This window comes from Pseudomonas sp. FP1762 (genome assembly GCF_030687105.1).
Lineage (GTDB): Bacteria > Pseudomonadota > Gammaproteobacteria > Pseudomonadales > Pseudomonadaceae > Aquipseudomonas > Aquipseudomonas siliginis.
In genome coordinates this window covers 1,669,455-1,684,276 of the sequence record NZ_CP117458.1, presented here as the reverse complement: position 1 = coordinate 1,684,276, position 14,822 = coordinate 1,669,455, and the positions used below count along the sequence as shown (strand labels likewise).

The following is a 14,822-nucleotide window of genomic DNA, read 5'->3' as shown; positions in this document are numbered from 1 at the left end:
GAATGGGCGGATTATGCCTCAATCTCCCAGAAAAACTCCACGCTGGCACTACGACCCTGGTCTGACCAACTGGCGTTGCGCCCCAGTTGCCGGACCAGGCTGATGCCGCGTCCCGACAAGCGGACGTGATCCAGCGGGCGATCCATGACCCGCGCCACATCAAACCCCTTGCCGCTATCCTCGACGCGGATGACCAGCCGCCCACCCTCGCCTTGCGGCTGGACCTGCAAATGCACTCGCACGAAACCGTCTTGCAGCGCCTCCAACCGCGCCGCGCGCATTTCATAGTAGCGGGCGAAACCTGCCGCATCGCGTTTGAGGCTCGAGTCCAGCCCGAGCACGCCATGCTCCAGCCCATTGGAATACAACTCGGCGAGCACGCTGTACAGCGCCCCGCTTTGCGCGCGCAGGCCATGCACCTCAAGCAGCAACTGCAAGAGGAACGGCAATGGATTGAAGCGCCTGAGCGTGGCGCCGCGAAACTCGAAACTGGCCGACCAGTCCAGCGGGCACGACTGGCCGCTGTCGGAATACACCGGCGCTGCGCCGTGGGCCTGCGCCGACTCGAGCAGACTGACTTCGACCATGCTTACGTCATCACGGGCCTGTCCGCGAAAATCGCGCAACGCTTGCTCGATATCCTCGAATAACCGATCCGGCTCACGGTTCGCCGCAAACACCTGCTGCAAGCGTTCGACGCCGAACAACTGGTCATTGGCATCGCAGGTATCGATCACCCCGTCCGATAACAGAAACACTCGATCATCGACGGCCATCGGATACACATCCGTACGGTCATCGAAGGCTTGCGCGCTGAGAATCCCAAGGGGCAAATGCCGCGCCGGCAAGGGCACACGCTCGCCGCTGGCCATGCGGTGCAGGTAACCGTCGGGCATGCCACCATTCCACACCTCCACCGAACGGCTCTGGAAACTCAGACTGAGCAAGGTGGCACAGCAGAACATGTCCACCGGCAGGATGCGCTTGAGCTTGGCGTTCATCTCGCGCAGGGTTTCGGCCAGGCCATAGCCCTTGGCGGTCATCCCATAAAACACTTCGGCCAGCGGCATCGCCCCCACCGCTGCCGGCAAGCCATGCCCGGTGAAATCGCCGAGCATGACGTGCATGTCACCGGCAGGCGTGTACGCCGCCAGCAACAAGTCACCGTTGAACAGCGCATACGGCGATTGCAGGTACCGAATGTTCGGCGCACTCAGGCACCCGGAATGCGCGACCTTGTCGAACACCGCTTTGGCCACGCGTTGTTCGTTCAGTAGATAGTCATGATGTTTCGCGATCAGATCGCGCTGCTGCAGGACCGTGGCCTGAAGGCGACGCAAGCGATCCATCGCCTTGATTTTGGCGGCGAGTATCACCTGGTTGTACGGCTTCGCCAGAAAATCGTCACCGCCAGCCTCCAGACAACGGGCCAGCGCTTCACTCTCGGTCAGCGAGGTGAGGAAGATGATCGGCACCAACGCTTCACCCGCCAGCGCCTTGATCTGCCGCGCCGCTTCGAAGCCGTCCATCACCGGCATCAGCGCGTCCATCAATACCAGATCGGGTTGTTGCTGCTGGAAGCATTCGACCGCCTCCGCACCATTGGCCGCCGTCAGCACCTGATGACCTTGACGGCGGACAATGGTCGACAGCAGCAGCCGGTCGGCGGCACTGTCTTCGGCGATAAGGATAGTCAGCGACTCTTGCGCCTGCATGGGCGTCAACTGATGTCGAAGAGTTTGTCGAAGTTGGAAATCGCGAGGATTTTCTTCACATCGGAGCTGCTGTTGACGACGCGGATATCCGACTCGTCGCCACCGGCGTGATCACGCAGCAGAAGCAGCATGCCCAGCGCGGAGCTGTCGAGGTAAGTGGCCTCTTTGAGATCGACCACGATGGATTCGGGTTTGTGTGGGAGCCGTTCATACGACTCGCGAAATTCCTGATGGCGACCAAAATCGAACCGGCCTTTGACGGCGATCGTGAGCTTTTTCTGGTCTGGAGAGACTTCTGTAACGACTGACATTGACTGGCTTCCTTGTCATTGACGAACCTGTACAAGGTTTAGCACCTGGATAGGGTTGGGGCAAGGCGCAACAGTGGAACAAGTGTGGGAGCGAGCCTGCTCGCGAAAGCATTCTGTCAGTTGACTACAGGATTGACTGACACGGCGCTTTCGCGAGCAGGCTCGCTCCCACAGGGTTTGGCGGTGAGGTTTAGAAGGCATCACGCCGTGGCAGACGCTGCGACAGTTCATCGAGCAGCTTCTGCTCGCGCTTGTCTTCCAGGCGTTGCGCTTCATCACGATAGCGCTGCACCAGTTTGCGCAAACCCTCGACGCGGGCAAACGCCTGCTGCCATTCCTCACGCGCCTTGTCGAGCTTGTTCTGGTGCCAGACCAGGCTCTGCCGTTGCTGGTCGACGGCGGTGTCGAGTTGCGCCAGAAAGCCCTGAAAACCCAGCAGCCATTGCCCGGTCACGCCGGTGCTGCCGCGCACGATCCACTGCTGCGAGTAATCCAGACGAAAGGCATTGAGGTCGGCCAGTTTGCTTTCGGCAACTTTGACCTGGCCCTGAAAGTAGGCGAGGCGCTGCACGGCGGCTTTCTCGGCCTTCTCGGCCATGTCCACCACCGGTGCCAGGCGCGCGGCGCGGCTGACGGCCATGGCCGGTTACCCGCCCGCCGCAGGGGCGAACAGGGTTTCCAGATAGGCCTGGCTTTCACCCAGATTGATTTTGTCGTTGAGGCCCTGGCGCTGATACCTGACCAACTGCGGTTGCAGGGAAATCGCCAGATCGGTCTCGCGATCGCCACCGGCCACATAGGCACCGACGCTGATCAAATCACGGCTCTGCTGATAGCGCGACCAAAGCTGCTTGAAATACTGCGCGCGCTGCATGTGATCCGGCGAAACCACTGCTGGCATTACCCGGCTGATCGAGGCTTCGATGTCGATCGCCGGATAGTGGCCTTCCTCGGCGAGGCGCCGCGACAGGACGATGTGGCCGTCGAGCACGCCACGCGCCGAGTCGGCAATCGGGTCCTGCTGGTCGTCGCCCTCGGACAATACGGTGTAGAACGCCGTGATCGAACCGCCGCCCTTCTCCGCATTACCGGCGCGCTCCACCAGTTTCGGCAGTTTGGCGAACACCGAGGGCGGATAACCCTTGGTTGCTGGCGGTTCGCCGATGGCCAGCGCGATTTCCCGCTGGGCCTGGGCGAAACGGGTCAGCGAGTCCATCAGCAGCAGAACGTTCTTGCCCTTGTCGCGGAAATACTCGGCGATGCGCGTGCAATACATCGCCGCGCGCATACGCATCAGCGGTGCATCGTCCGCTGGCGAGGCAACCACTACCGAGCGTTTGAGGCCTTCTTCACCGAGGATGTGCTCGATGAATTCCTTAACTTCGCGACCACGCTCACCGATCAGGCCGACGACGATGATGTCGGCTTCGGTGAAGCGGGTCATCATGCCCAACAGCACCGATTTACCGACACCGGTACCGGCGAACAGACCCAGACGCTGGCCACGGCCGACCGTCAGCAAACCGTTGATGCAACGGATGCCGACATCCAGCGGTACGCTGATCGGATCACGGTTGAGCGGGTTGATGGTCGGGCCGTCCATCGGCACCCAGTCTTCGGCCTTCATGCCACCCTTGCCGTCCAGCGCGCGGCCGGCACCGTCAAGAACACGGCCGAGCATGCTCATGCCCATCGGCAAACGACCGGTATCGGCCAGCGGCACCACGCGCGCGCCCGGGGCAATGCCGGCGACGCTGCCGACCGGCATCAGAAAGACTTTGCTGCCGGAAAAACCCATGACTTCCGCTTCCACCTGAGACGGATGGTAGCTGTCGTCATTGATCACCATGCAGCGGGTGCCCATGGCGGCGCGCAGGCCTTCGGCTTCGAGGGTCAGGCCAACCATGCGCAGCAGCCGACCTTCAAGGATCGGCGCGCCGGCAATCTCGGTGGCCTCGGCGTAGGTGCTCAGGCGCTTGGCGAAACTGGTGCGTTCAAGGCGCATCGCTGGCGTCCGCGCGCGGCTCGTCAGAGTCGACAGCCGCTGGGGTGTCTTCAGGAATGTCCAGACTCAAGTCAGGCGCTGCCGGATGCAGAGCCTGCTCATGCAATTGGTCGAACAGCTTGGCCATGACCTGGGTCACCCGTGACTCGACGCTGGCGTCGATTCGGCTGTGCTCGGTTTCAACCCGGCAACCGCCCGGCAACAGCGACTCGTCCTCGACGATGCGCCAGGTTTCTTCGTGGCGTTCGCGCAGGGCTTTGACCTGGGCGAAATCCTGCGGATTAACGTACAGGCGCACGTTTTCCACGCCCAGCGGCAACAGCTTGAGGGCATCGCGCATGACGTGTTCGATCTGCGTTGAATCGATGGCCAGTTCGCGCTTGATCACCTGCTTGGTGATGTGCTGCACGAGGTCGACCAGCGACTTTTCAATCTGGGTGTCTTGCTCGGCGATCGGTTCGAACAGGTTGGCCATCAACAGCTCGAGGCTGGCGATTTTCGCCGCCAGCGCCGTTTCTGCTTCCTGACGCACCTTCAGCGTGGTGCTGTGAAAACCTTCCTTTTCACCAATGGCGAAGCCCTCGTTGTAAGCCTCCTGACGGATGCTTTCGAGTTCTTCCAGGGTCAGTGGCTGGACTTCTTCCAGCGGCACTTCTTCCATTTCCGGCGGTTCGGGCTCGGGTTCCGGCTCGGGTTCCGGTTTCGGCGGGTCGAAGCTGGGCAGCGCCCAGGATTCGAAACCACGAACATCGCGGGCGCGGATCAGATCCGTCACAGACTCGTCAGGCTTATCCATGGGCTTAGATCATTTCCTCGCCGCCCTTGCCACCGAGCACGATCTCGCCGGCTTCGGCCATACGACGGGCAATGGTGAGGATTTCCTTCTGCGCGGTTTCGACGTCGCTGACGCGCACCGGGCCTTTCGCCTCGAGGTCGTCGCGCAACAGTTCGGCGGCACGCTTGGACATGTTCTTGAAGATCTTTTCCTTGACGCCCTCGTCCGAGCCCTTGAGGGCCAGCACCAGCACATCGGAAGAGACTTCGCGCAACAGCGCCTGAATGCCACGGTCGTCGACGTCGGCAAGGTTGTTGAACACGAACATGAGGTCTTCGATCTGACCGGACAGGTCTTCGTCGACTTCGCGGATCGAGTCCATGAGCTGGCCTTCGATCGAGCTGTCGAGGAAGTTCATGATGTCGGCCGCACGCTTGATGCCACCCAAGGTGGTGCGCGAGGCATTCGAGTTGCCGGAGAACTGTTTCTCGAGAATCTGGTTGAGTTCTTTCAAGGCGGCCGGTTGCACGGTGTTCAACGACGAGACGCGCAGGATGATGTCCAGACGCACTTTATGGTCGAAGTTGCCGAGCACTTCACCGGCCTGATCCGGGTCGAGGTACGCGACCACGATTGCCTGGATCTGCGGGTGTTCGTAACGGATGACGTCAGCGACTGCGCGCGGCTCCATCCATTTCAGGCTGTCGAGGCCACTGGTGTTGCCGCCGAGCAGGATGCGGTCGATCAGGCCGTTGGCCTTGTCTTCGCCCAGGGCCTGGGTGAGCATCTTGCGTACGTAGTCGTCGGATCCGACGCCGAGGCTGGTCTGATCGCCGACGATGTCGACGAACTCGCTCATCACCTGCTCGACCTGTTCGCGATGGACGTTGCCCATCTGCGCCATGGCCACGCCGACGCGCTGAACCTCTTTGGGCCCCATGTGGCGCAACACTTGCGCAGCATCGGTCGAACCCAGGGACAGCAGCAGAATCGCGGCTTTGTCGACCTTGGTCAGTTTGACGGTGGCGGCTCGGTTATCACTCATCTGCGTTAATCCACTCTTTCACGACCTGAGCCACGCGACCCGGGTCTTCAGCTACCAGACTCTTGATTGCATTCAGTTGTGCGTCATAACCCTCGCTCGGGCTCGGCAACAGAATGCTCTGCGGACCACCGAGGCTCACGCGGTCGTTGGCCAGTTCGCCGTCCAGGCCGCCCATGCCACCGAGTTCCACGTCGCTGCCCAGACCGGCCAGCTCCTTGCCTTTGCCACCGCCGGTGATGTTGTTGAGCACCGGACGCAGCACACCAAACACCAGTACGAGGATGAACAGCACACCCAGCACTTGTTTGACGATGTCCCAGAACCATGGCTGGGAGTAGAACGGAATATCGGCAATCACTTCGCCGCGCTCGGCGGAGAACGGCATGTTGATCACGCTGACGCTGTCGCCACGGCTGGCGTCGAAACCGACGGCGTCCTGCACCAGACGGGTGAAGCGCGCCAATTCGTCGGCGCTCCACGGCGCACGGCTGGTTTCGCCGTTGGCCGGGTTGATCTTGACCTGATCGTCGACCACCACCGACACCGACAGGCGATTGAGACGGCCCTGCTGCTGCTTGGTGTGGCTGATCGAACGGTCGAGTTCGAAGTTCTTGGTCGATTGTTGACGCTTGTCGGCCGGGTACGGCGCGAGCATCGGCTGGCCGGTGGCCGGGTCCATGATCTGCTGGCCGTTGGCATCAACCAAAGGCTGACCTGGCTGAATCATCCCGGCCGGTGCGGCGGTGCCACCGGTGGTCTGCGGCGCCGAGGCTGGCGACGGCGGCTGGTTGCTCAGGGCACCCGGCACACCTTGCGGGCCATTGCTGGCGGTGCGTTGTTCGTTGACCGACTGCTCGCTGCGCAACGCCGGTTGGTCCGGGTTGAACTGCTCGGCGGTCGATTCGACGGCACTGAAATCGACGTCGGCGGAGACTTCAGCCTTGTAACGATCGTTGCCCAGTACCGGTTGCAGAATGTTGTGCACGCGCTGGGTGAGCATGCTTTCCATGCGGCGGCTGTAATCGAACTGCTTGCCGGCCATGGTCATTTCCGAGTTCTCCGCCTGATCGGAGAGCAGGTTGCCCTTCTGATCGACGACGGTGATCTGCGATTTGCTCAACTCGGGCACGGAAGTCGCGACCAGATTGATGATCGCCACCACCTGACCCGGCTCCAGCGAACGCCCGCTGTACAGCTCGACCAGTACCGAAGCGCTAGGCTTGCGCTCGTCACGGACGAACACCGAACTCTTCGGAATGGCCAGATGCACGCGGGCACCCTTGACGTTGTTCAAACTGGAAATGGTCCGCGCCAGTTCGCCTTCGAGGCCGCGACGATAACGGGTCGCTTCCATGAACTGGCTGGTGCCCAGACCCTGTTCCTTGTCGAGGATTTCGAAACCGATGTTGCCGTCGCTGGGAGTGACACCAGCGGCAGCGAGTTTCATCCGCGCACGGGACAGGTCGTCGGCCTTGACCAGCAAGGCGCCGGAATTGGGTTCTACGTTGTAGGGAATGTCAGCGGCGGCCAGGGTTTCCATGACCTGCTTGGCGTCCATGCCGGCAAGGCTGCCGTACAGTGGACGGTAATCCGGCTGCTGCGACCACAGCACCACGGCAAAGCCAATCGCCACGCTCGCCGCCAGACCGACCAACAGGCCGACCTGACGCAGCACGGTCATCTGGGAAAGGTTTTCCAGAAAGGACAGGCCGAACAGCGGCGGTTTGCCGTCGATCGGGGTGGCCTTGGCCGGAACGTTATCAGCGACTGCTTCTGCCATGACTTATTTCGCCCTTAAACCGGCATCTGCATGATGTCTTGGTAAGCCTGGACCAGCTTGTTGCGCACCTGGGTCAGAGCCTGGAACGACACGCTGGCTTTTTGCGACGCAATCATGACGTCAGTCAGGTCGACACCGCTCTTGCCGATCTCGAACGCGTTGGCCAGTTGAGTCGACGCCTGCTGGGTATCGCTGACTTTATTGATCGCCTGACCGAGCATGTCGGAAAAGCTGCTGCCCGCGATTTCAGGGACAGCGGCAGTCGATTTACGCGCAGACATGGCATCCACTTTCATGGCCTGCATGTCCATCATCAACCGATTAAATTCAATACCTTGGCTCATGGTCTACTCTCTTGGGCGGCCCGCAATTTTTTGACACTCACTCGGCGGGTACACAGGTATTAGCAACAAGGGTGCCAGCTGGGCACCCTCCTGAGAAAAGCATCTGGAATGTTTTGCAGCATCGATCAGGTGGCGAACAGATAACCTTCGACATCCATCCCGGCATCGCGCATTTGCGCCAGTTTGTAGCGCAGGGTGCGCGGGCTGATGCCGAGCTTTTCGGCAGCTTCCTTACGGCGGCCACGCTCGGCGCGCAGGGTGTCGATGATCATCTGAAACTCCCGGCGGCGCAGGTCATCGCCCAGCGCGCCGGAAGAATCCGCCTCGATTTCCACCTCGCGGATCACCGGTGCCGTGATCGGCAACGGCGCAAATGTCACCGCACCGCTCAGGCAGAAATCCTGCGGCTGAATCAAACCGCCCTGCTGCAGAATCAACGCGCGCTGAATGGCGTTGTCCAGCTCCCGCACGTTGCCCGGCCACGGGTACGCGGTCAGGCAAGCTTGAGCTTCGGGGGACAGCTTGGCTGCTGCGTGCTTCATTTTATTGACGTGTTTGGCCAACAATTTTTCCGCCAGCGGCAGGATATCGGCAGTGCGCTCGCGAAGTGGACGCCAGGCCAAGGGGAAAACCGACAAGCGGTAAAACAGGTCTTCGCGAAAACGCCCAGCCGCCACCTCGCCGGCCAGATCACGATTGGTCGTGGCGACCACGCGAATATCCAGACTGATCGGCTTGCGCGCGCCCACTCGCTCCACTTCACGCTCTTGCAGAACGCGCAGCAACTTGGCTTGCAGGGCCAGGGGCATTTCGGAAATTTCGTCGAGCAGAATGGTGCCGCCGTCCGCCTGCTCGAACTTGCCGGCCTGCGAAGCGATGGCGCCGGTGAACGAGCCCTTCTCATGGCCGAACAGTGTTGCTTCGAGCATGTTGTCGGGAATCGCCGCGCAGTTGATCGCAATAAACGGCTGGCTCGCCCGTCGCGATTGCTGGTGAATGTAGCGCGCCAGCACTTCTTTACCGGTGCCGGACTCGCCGGAGATCAACACAGTCGAGTCACTGCGCGCGACCCGTGCCGCCAGCTCAAGCAACTGCGCACTGGCCGGTTCAACGGCGACGGGGCCTTCCGCTTCGCCAGCATCAATGCAGCCCAGCGCATGCCGCGCCACCAGATCGAGCAATGCCTTGGGCTCAAACGGCTTGACCAGATAATCCGCCGCGCCTTGGCGCATCGCATCGACCGCACGCTCGACGGCGCCGTGGGCGGTCATCAATAGCACCGGCAATTGCGGCTGGCGTGCGCGCAGCAACGCAAGCAATTGATGACCGTCCATGCCCGGCATGTTGACGTCGCTGACCACCAGGCTGAAAGCTTGCTGCGCGACGGCCGTCAGCGCTTCTTCGGCGCTGCCGACGGCGTGATAGTCGTGGCCGGCGAGCAGCAGCGTATCGGCCAGCGCCTCGCGCAACGAACGGTCATCCTCGACCAGCAACACCTTGATGCCCATGACGTTTATTCAACTCCTTGTGCAGCGGAAAACAGCGGCAGACTGACCTGCGCGCAAGTGCCGCGCCCGACTCGCGAGCGCAGGGTCAATTCTCCCTGATGCGCACGCGCCACCGCTTTGACCACGGTCAGGCCGAGGCCGGTGCCGGTGACTTTGGTAGTAAAAAAAGGCTCGCCGAGGCGCGCCAAAACTGTCGGCTCAATGCCGCTGCCGCTGTCGCTGACACACAGACGCAGGGTGTTGCCTCTGGTGTAGCAATGCACTTTCAGGCGTGCTTCGCCGGCGCTGGCCTGAATGGCGTTTTCAATCAGATTCAGTAATGCCCCGACCAGTGTGTCGCGGTTGCACAGCAGCTCACCGGCATGGCTGTCGCACTGCCAGCGGATCGGCAGATCCTTCACATGGGTCAGCGCCGCTGCCTGCAGCGATTGCATCAAGGCATTGGGCGAAATGCGGTCGGTCAGCGGCAATTCACCGCGAGCGAACACCAGCATGTCGCGCACTTGATGTTCGAGTTCGTGCAGACGCTCTTTCAAGCGGCCGGCAAAGCGTTGCTGGGTTTCCACTGGCAGTTGCTGTTCAGTCAAATGACTGGCGTAGAGCAAAGCGGCGGACAGCGGCGTGCGAATCTGATGGGCCAGCGAGGCGACCATGCGCCCCAGCGATGACAAACGTTCGTGGCGCGCCAACTGGTCTTGCAGATGACGTGTTTCCGTCAAGTCGTTGAGCAGCACCAACTGCCCCGGCTCGGCATCCAGCGAGCGGGTGGAAATCGACAGGCGTCGACCGTTTTTCAAGGAGATTTCATGACCGTCGTCTTCACGCGGGGCGAAGCAGCGTGCAATCACATGGCGCCAGAGTTCGCCTTCGAGTGGCGAGCCGAGCAGATCGATGGCGGCCGGGTTGGCTTCGCGCACAAGACCGTGGCCGTCAATGACGATCACACCGCCGGGCAACAGGTCGAGGAGGTTTTGCAGGCGATTGGCCAGGCGTTCTTTTTCCGCCAGCTCCTGCATGCGCTGGGCGCTGACCACGGCCAGCTCACCCTTGAGTTCGGTGACCCGCGCTTCGAGCAGGCTGTAGGAGTCGGTCAGCTGGCTCGACATCTGGTTGAACAGCTGGAAGGCCTGCTCAAGTCCCTGACGACTTGCCTGCTCTACGGACGAGGGTTGCCCCACGATATTGGAGGCAGAAGAGATCTGGGCGGCTTGGGGCATTGGGCTCTCTCGCTTGGCTGACCGTCAGTGAAACGGAACGTTGCGAGGGCTATAGCAATACCCGTGCCTAAAAAAAACCGCTTATAAATGAAGCGCTTGAAAAACAGGCGTCAATCATCCGCCTGTTCATCTCCTCCGGCCCGGCTCATGCCGTACTTGCGCATCTTCTCGACCAAGGTTGTGCGACGGATGCGCAGACGCTCAGCGGCGCGGGCAACAATGCCATTGGCGTCGTCCAGCGCTTGCTGAATCAGGCCCTGCTCCAGGCCACCGAGGTAATCCTTGAGGTCGAGACCTTCAGGCGGCAGCAGTGCATTGGCGCTGAAGTCCGGCGTATGGCCGTTGATGGCCACGCGTTCTTCCAGATCGCTGCGCAGGCTGTCGACCATCTGCTCGTCTTCGTCGTCGACGTAGCGGAATTTCTTCGGCAACTCGACCACGCCAATCACCCCGTACGGGTGCATGATCGCCATGCGCTCGACCAGGTTGGCGAGTTCGCGGACGTTGCCCGGCCAGCCGTGACGGCACAGCGACATGATCGCCGCCGAGTTGAAACGGATCGAACCGCGCTTCTCGTGCTCCATGCGCGAGATCAGTTCGTTCATCAGCAGCGGGATGTCTTCGACGCGCTCACGCAGCGGCGCCATCTCGATCGGGAACACGTTCAGGCGATAGTAGAGGTCTTCGCGGAACGAGCCGATCTCGATCATGCTTTCGAGATTCTTGTGCGTTGCGGCAATGATGCGCACGTCGACGCTCTGGGTCTTGTTGCTGCCCACGCGTTCGAAGGTGCGCTCTTGCAATACGCGCAGCAGCTTGACCTGCATCGGCAGCGGCATGTCGCCGATTTCGTCGAGAAACAGCGTGCCGCCATTGGCCAGCTCAAAGCGCCCGGCACGGCTGGTGATCGCGCCAGTGAAGGCGCCCTTCTCGTGGCCGAACAGTTCGCTTTCCAGCAGCTCTGCAGGGATCGCCCCGCAGTTGACCGGCACGAATGGCGCGTCGCGGCGTTTGGAGTGATAGTGCAGGTTGCGCGCGACCACTTCCTTGCCGGTGCCGGACTCGCCGAGGATCAGCACGCTGGCGTCGGTGTCGGCCACTTGCTGCATCATCTGCCGGACGTGCTGAATCGCACGGCTGGTGCCGACAAGACTGCGGAAAAGATTGGGTTCGCGATGACGGCCGCGTTCGCGGGCCTGGTCGTACATTTCGCGATAGACCTGGGCGCGATGCAGCGAATCGAGCAATTTGCTGTAGCTGGGCGGCATTTCCAGGGTCGACAGCACGCGGCGACGCTGGTCTTCAGGCAGGTCAACGGAAGAATTATCGCCCATTAACAAAACCGGAAGGAACTCATCCCAGGTTGCGAGTGTCTTTAGCAAGCCCAAAAGCGCGCCAGGAGCATTAACGGTCCCGATCAGTACGCAAATGACTTCACGACTAGACGACAAAGAGCCGACTGCCTGCTGCCAGTCATGGCTGCCGCAGGGTAAATTTTCTTCGCCAAGAAAATTTAGAATCACCGCCAGGTCGCGGCGGCGGACGCTATCGTCATCGATCAGCAGAATTTTGGTTTCACGCCACATGCAATAGCAACTTCCCTAGTCAACTCAATGCCCGAAAAATGGGGCAAGCGAGACGCTTGCAGGACACCTTGTGCCTGTAGACGCCCTAAACCTGATAATAGCCACTAGTTAAGTCAAAAAACCGTGCACAGTCAAATTTATGGCGCACATCTCTGGTTCAACTGACGGTTAATCAACCAAACAGATGGTAAACCTTTGCAGCCTTTTGCGCTTGGGTGATCTGCGACATCTCGTTGGCTATCGCCTGCCGCTCGCCCATTGCCACCTCGAGAAGCTCTTTGTAGACGAATAGCAGCTCTTCAAGGTTATCGCGTAACGCAACTTCGTCCAGCGAAGCTTCCGCCATGACGTCTTCCATGCAGGAACGGCAAGCCAGATCCAGCTCGCCAATGGCTTCCCAGTTTCGCTCGGCCAATGCTCCGACCAACGCTTCACGGGTATCGGCAATTCGCTGCAATACAAGACTCATGGTGATCTCCTTCAGAACTGCGGAGCCGGCACGGGCGCGATGGCGTCCCAACCTTCTTTGACCGTGGTCAGCAGGCCGGCGACTTCGTCGAGTACACGGGGATCGCTGCTGATGTTCGCCTCGGCGAGGCGCTTCATCATGTAGATGTACAGGCCATCCAGATCGGCCAGTGCCTCTGCATTGTTTTCAAGGTCGAGACCTTCACGCAGGCCACTGACAATGCCGATGGCCTTGCTGATCGCCGTGCACTTGCCGGGAATATCCTTGCGCTCAATGGCGCCCTTGGCCTGCGCAATCCGGGCCAGGCCACCTTCCATCAACATTTGCACCAGGCGGTGCGGGCTCGCTTCGGACGTCTGCGCATGGGCGCCGACTTTCTGGTACTGCCGAAGGGCTAACATCGGGTTCATGTTCTACCTCATTGCCACGTTGACTCGTATAACCAGTGTATCGCCAACCGGCCCGAAAACTTTAGATCAAAAGACAAAAACCCGGCGCACGCCGATAAAGCGTAGCCGGGTTTTTGTCGTTACTGACTGTTACTTCGCCGACTGCTGAGCGTTCAGCGAGCTGAAGAACGACGTGATGTTGCTCGCCGTTGCCTTCATCTGCCCTACCAGCAAGTCCATGGCGTTGTACTTGGCGGTCAATGTCGACGTCAGGTTGGCAACCCGCAGATCCAGCGCCGCCTGCTGCTTCTGCAAGCCGCTCGTCAGACTCGCCAAGTTGGAGCTGCGCTGATCCAGCAGCCCACCGGTCTTGACGTACGGATCAACCGCCGCAGTCATACGCGCCAACAGACCATTCTTGGCGTCGGTGCCGCTGAAGAGCTGCTGAACCTGGCCAGCCATGCCTGGGATTTCCATACGCTTGTTGAACACTGCAGTATCGAGCGTCAGCAAACCGGTTTTACTGTCAGTCAACACACCCATCTGTGAAAGCACGGACAATTGGCCTGCTCCGCCCGCCCCTGGATCTGTCAACTGAGCGCGCACGTCCGCCATCAACGAACGCGGCAGAGCGTCACCAGTGAACGCCGCCGAAACGGTCAGATTGCCATCGGCATCCGGCGTTGCCTTGGACAACGTGTCGATGGTTTTCTTCAGGGTGTTATAGGAATCGATGAACGATTGCAGCGATGTCTGGATGCCGGCGGTATTGGTCGCAACCGATACAGTAGCCGGCGTTGGCACGCCGCCCACGACGGGACTCGCAGTGACCAGATTCAGCGTCATGCCGCTGATCGCACCGGTGACGGTGTTGGTCTTGCTGGTAACGGCCAGTCCGTCGATGGTCAGGCTCGCGTCCTTGGCCACATCACCGACCGCACCGGATGCCCCTGCCGCAGGACTGTCACCCATCTTCTGGGTGCCATCGATCTCGAGACCGGCGATACCGCTGACCTGCAGGTCCATGCCGGCGCCCGTCTTGTTGGAGCTCAGTACCAGACGCGAGGCGCCGGTACTGTCAGTCACGATGTTCGCGGAAATGCCATTGCTGGACTGCGCGGTGTTGATCGCATCGCGCGTGGACTGCAAGGTGGCATTGGCCGGAATCGCGACATTGTAATCAATGCCATTCTGACTGATTTTCAGAGTACCACTCGGAATGGCACTGGCGGCCCCGCCGGCAAAGGCGGCACTGGCAACTTTGGAGCCGGTGGCCAGGTTTTTCACGACTACGCTGTAAGTACCCGGCACGGCGGTTTTATCCGAAGTGGCACCGACGACAGTTGGCGTATCCGAGGTTGCAGTAAAACCGGCAAACGCCGGGCTTGTTGCCTTGTTCAGATCACCCATCGCTTTCTGATAGGCCGCCAGTGCACTTTTCAGCGAACCAACGCCGGAAATCTTCAGGCTGTTGCTTTTGGTCGCGGTATCGATCTGCGTCTGCTTGGCAGACTTGTCGGCGTTGACCAGCGCGGTCACGATCGCGCCGATGTCCAGGCCGGAACCCAGTCCGGAACCCGGTAAAATTGGACTTGCCATGTGCATCTCCCTTCAGATTGCTGCCATTCTTTTGACCGTTACACGCGTCCTGAGAACGAACAAACACTATTCATGCCAT

At 60.5% G+C, this 14,822-nt stretch carries 14 protein-coding genes; all 14 read right to left on the bottom strand.

The genetic code is table 11. The features are described 5' to 3' along the window. Nucleotides 1-11: 11 nt before the first annotated feature. Nucleotides 12-1,715, bottom strand: a complete 1,704-nt coding sequence (locus PSH90_RS07385) for a fused response regulator/phosphatase (RefSeq protein WP_305382444.1) — start codon at nt 1,713-1,715, stop codon at nt 12-14. 5 nt (nt 1,716-1,720) lie between these two features. Next, nucleotides 1,721-2,026: an STAS domain-containing protein gene (locus PSH90_RS07380; RefSeq protein WP_016771075.1), complete on the bottom strand. Its 306-nt coding sequence runs from the start codon at nt 2,024-2,026 to the stop codon at nt 1,721-1,723. A 190-nt stretch (nt 2,027-2,216) separates the two neighbouring features. Beyond that, nucleotides 2,217-2,666, bottom strand: a complete 450-nt coding sequence (gene fliJ, locus PSH90_RS07375) for a flagellar export protein FliJ (RefSeq protein WP_016771076.1) — start codon at nt 2,664-2,666, stop codon at nt 2,217-2,219. Between the two features lie 6 nt (nt 2,667-2,672). After that, nucleotides 2,673-4,031 (bottom strand): flagellar protein export ATPase FliI, encoded by a 1,359-nt coding sequence (gene fliI / locus PSH90_RS07370; protein WP_016771077.1) that lies wholly within the window; start codon nt 4,029-4,031, stop codon nt 2,673-2,675. Beyond that, nucleotides 4,021-4,827 carry a flagellar assembly protein FliH gene (gene fliH, locus PSH90_RS07365; protein ID WP_041479018.1) on the bottom strand — a complete coding sequence of 269 codons (807 nt, stop codon included), beginning with the start codon at nt 4,825-4,827 and terminating at the stop codon, nt 4,021-4,023. The genes fliI and fliH overlap by 11 nt, the downstream gene beginning before the upstream one ends. A 4-nt stretch (nt 4,828-4,831) precedes the next feature. Beyond that, entirely contained in the window at nt 4,832-5,851 is a 1,020-nt protein-coding gene (gene fliG / locus PSH90_RS07360; protein WP_016771079.1) for a flagellar motor switch protein FliG, read from the bottom strand. After that, the gene (gene fliF, locus PSH90_RS07355) at nt 5,844-7,631 is read right to left on the bottom strand and encodes a flagellar basal-body MS-ring/collar protein FliF (protein WP_041479017.1); all 1,788 of its coding nucleotides are present in this window, start codon (nt 7,629-7,631) and stop codon (nt 5,844-5,846) included. Before fliF ends, fliG begins: the two co-directional genes overlap by 8 nt. A gap of 14 nt (nt 7,632-7,645) precedes the next feature. Then, the gene (gene fliE, locus PSH90_RS07350; RefSeq protein ID WP_016771081.1) at nt 7,646-7,975 is read right to left on the bottom strand and encodes a flagellar hook-basal body complex protein FliE; all 330 of its coding nucleotides are present in this window, start codon (nt 7,973-7,975) and stop codon (nt 7,646-7,648) included. A 125-nt stretch (nt 7,976-8,100) separates the two neighbouring features. After that, the gene (locus PSH90_RS07345; protein WP_056783797.1) at nt 8,101-9,483 is read right to left on the bottom strand and encodes a sigma-54 dependent transcriptional regulator; all 1,383 of its coding nucleotides are present in this window, start codon (nt 9,481-9,483) and stop codon (nt 8,101-8,103) included. Between the two features lie 5 nt (nt 9,484-9,488). Next, the gene (locus PSH90_RS07340) at nt 9,489-10,700 is read right to left on the bottom strand and encodes a PAS domain-containing sensor histidine kinase (protein WP_305382443.1); all 1,212 of its coding nucleotides are present in this window, start codon (nt 10,698-10,700) and stop codon (nt 9,489-9,491) included. A gap of 110 nt (nt 10,701-10,810) precedes the next feature. After that, entirely contained in the window at nt 10,811-12,286 is a 1,476-nt protein-coding gene (locus tag PSH90_RS07335) for a sigma-54 dependent transcriptional regulator (protein ID WP_041479014.1), read from the bottom strand. Between the two features lie 172 nt (nt 12,287-12,458). Then, nucleotides 12,459-12,755, bottom strand: coding sequence for a hypothetical protein (locus PSH90_RS07330; protein ID WP_016771085.1), 297 nt, complete (start codon nt 12,753-12,755; stop codon nt 12,459-12,461). Nucleotides 12,756-12,766: 11 nt separating this feature from the next. Beyond that, nucleotides 12,767-13,165 carry a flagellar export chaperone FliS gene (fliS, locus tag PSH90_RS07325; RefSeq protein ID WP_041479013.1) on the bottom strand — a complete coding sequence of 133 codons (399 nt, stop codon included), beginning with the start codon at nt 13,163-13,165 and terminating at the stop codon, nt 12,767-12,769. 129 nt (nt 13,166-13,294) lie between these two features. Further along, nucleotides 13,295-14,743: a flagellar filament capping protein FliD gene (gene fliD / locus PSH90_RS07320; protein ID WP_095180716.1), complete on the bottom strand. Its 1,449-nt coding sequence runs from the start codon at nt 14,741-14,743 to the stop codon at nt 13,295-13,297. Nucleotides 14,744-14,822: the final 79 nt, after the last annotated feature.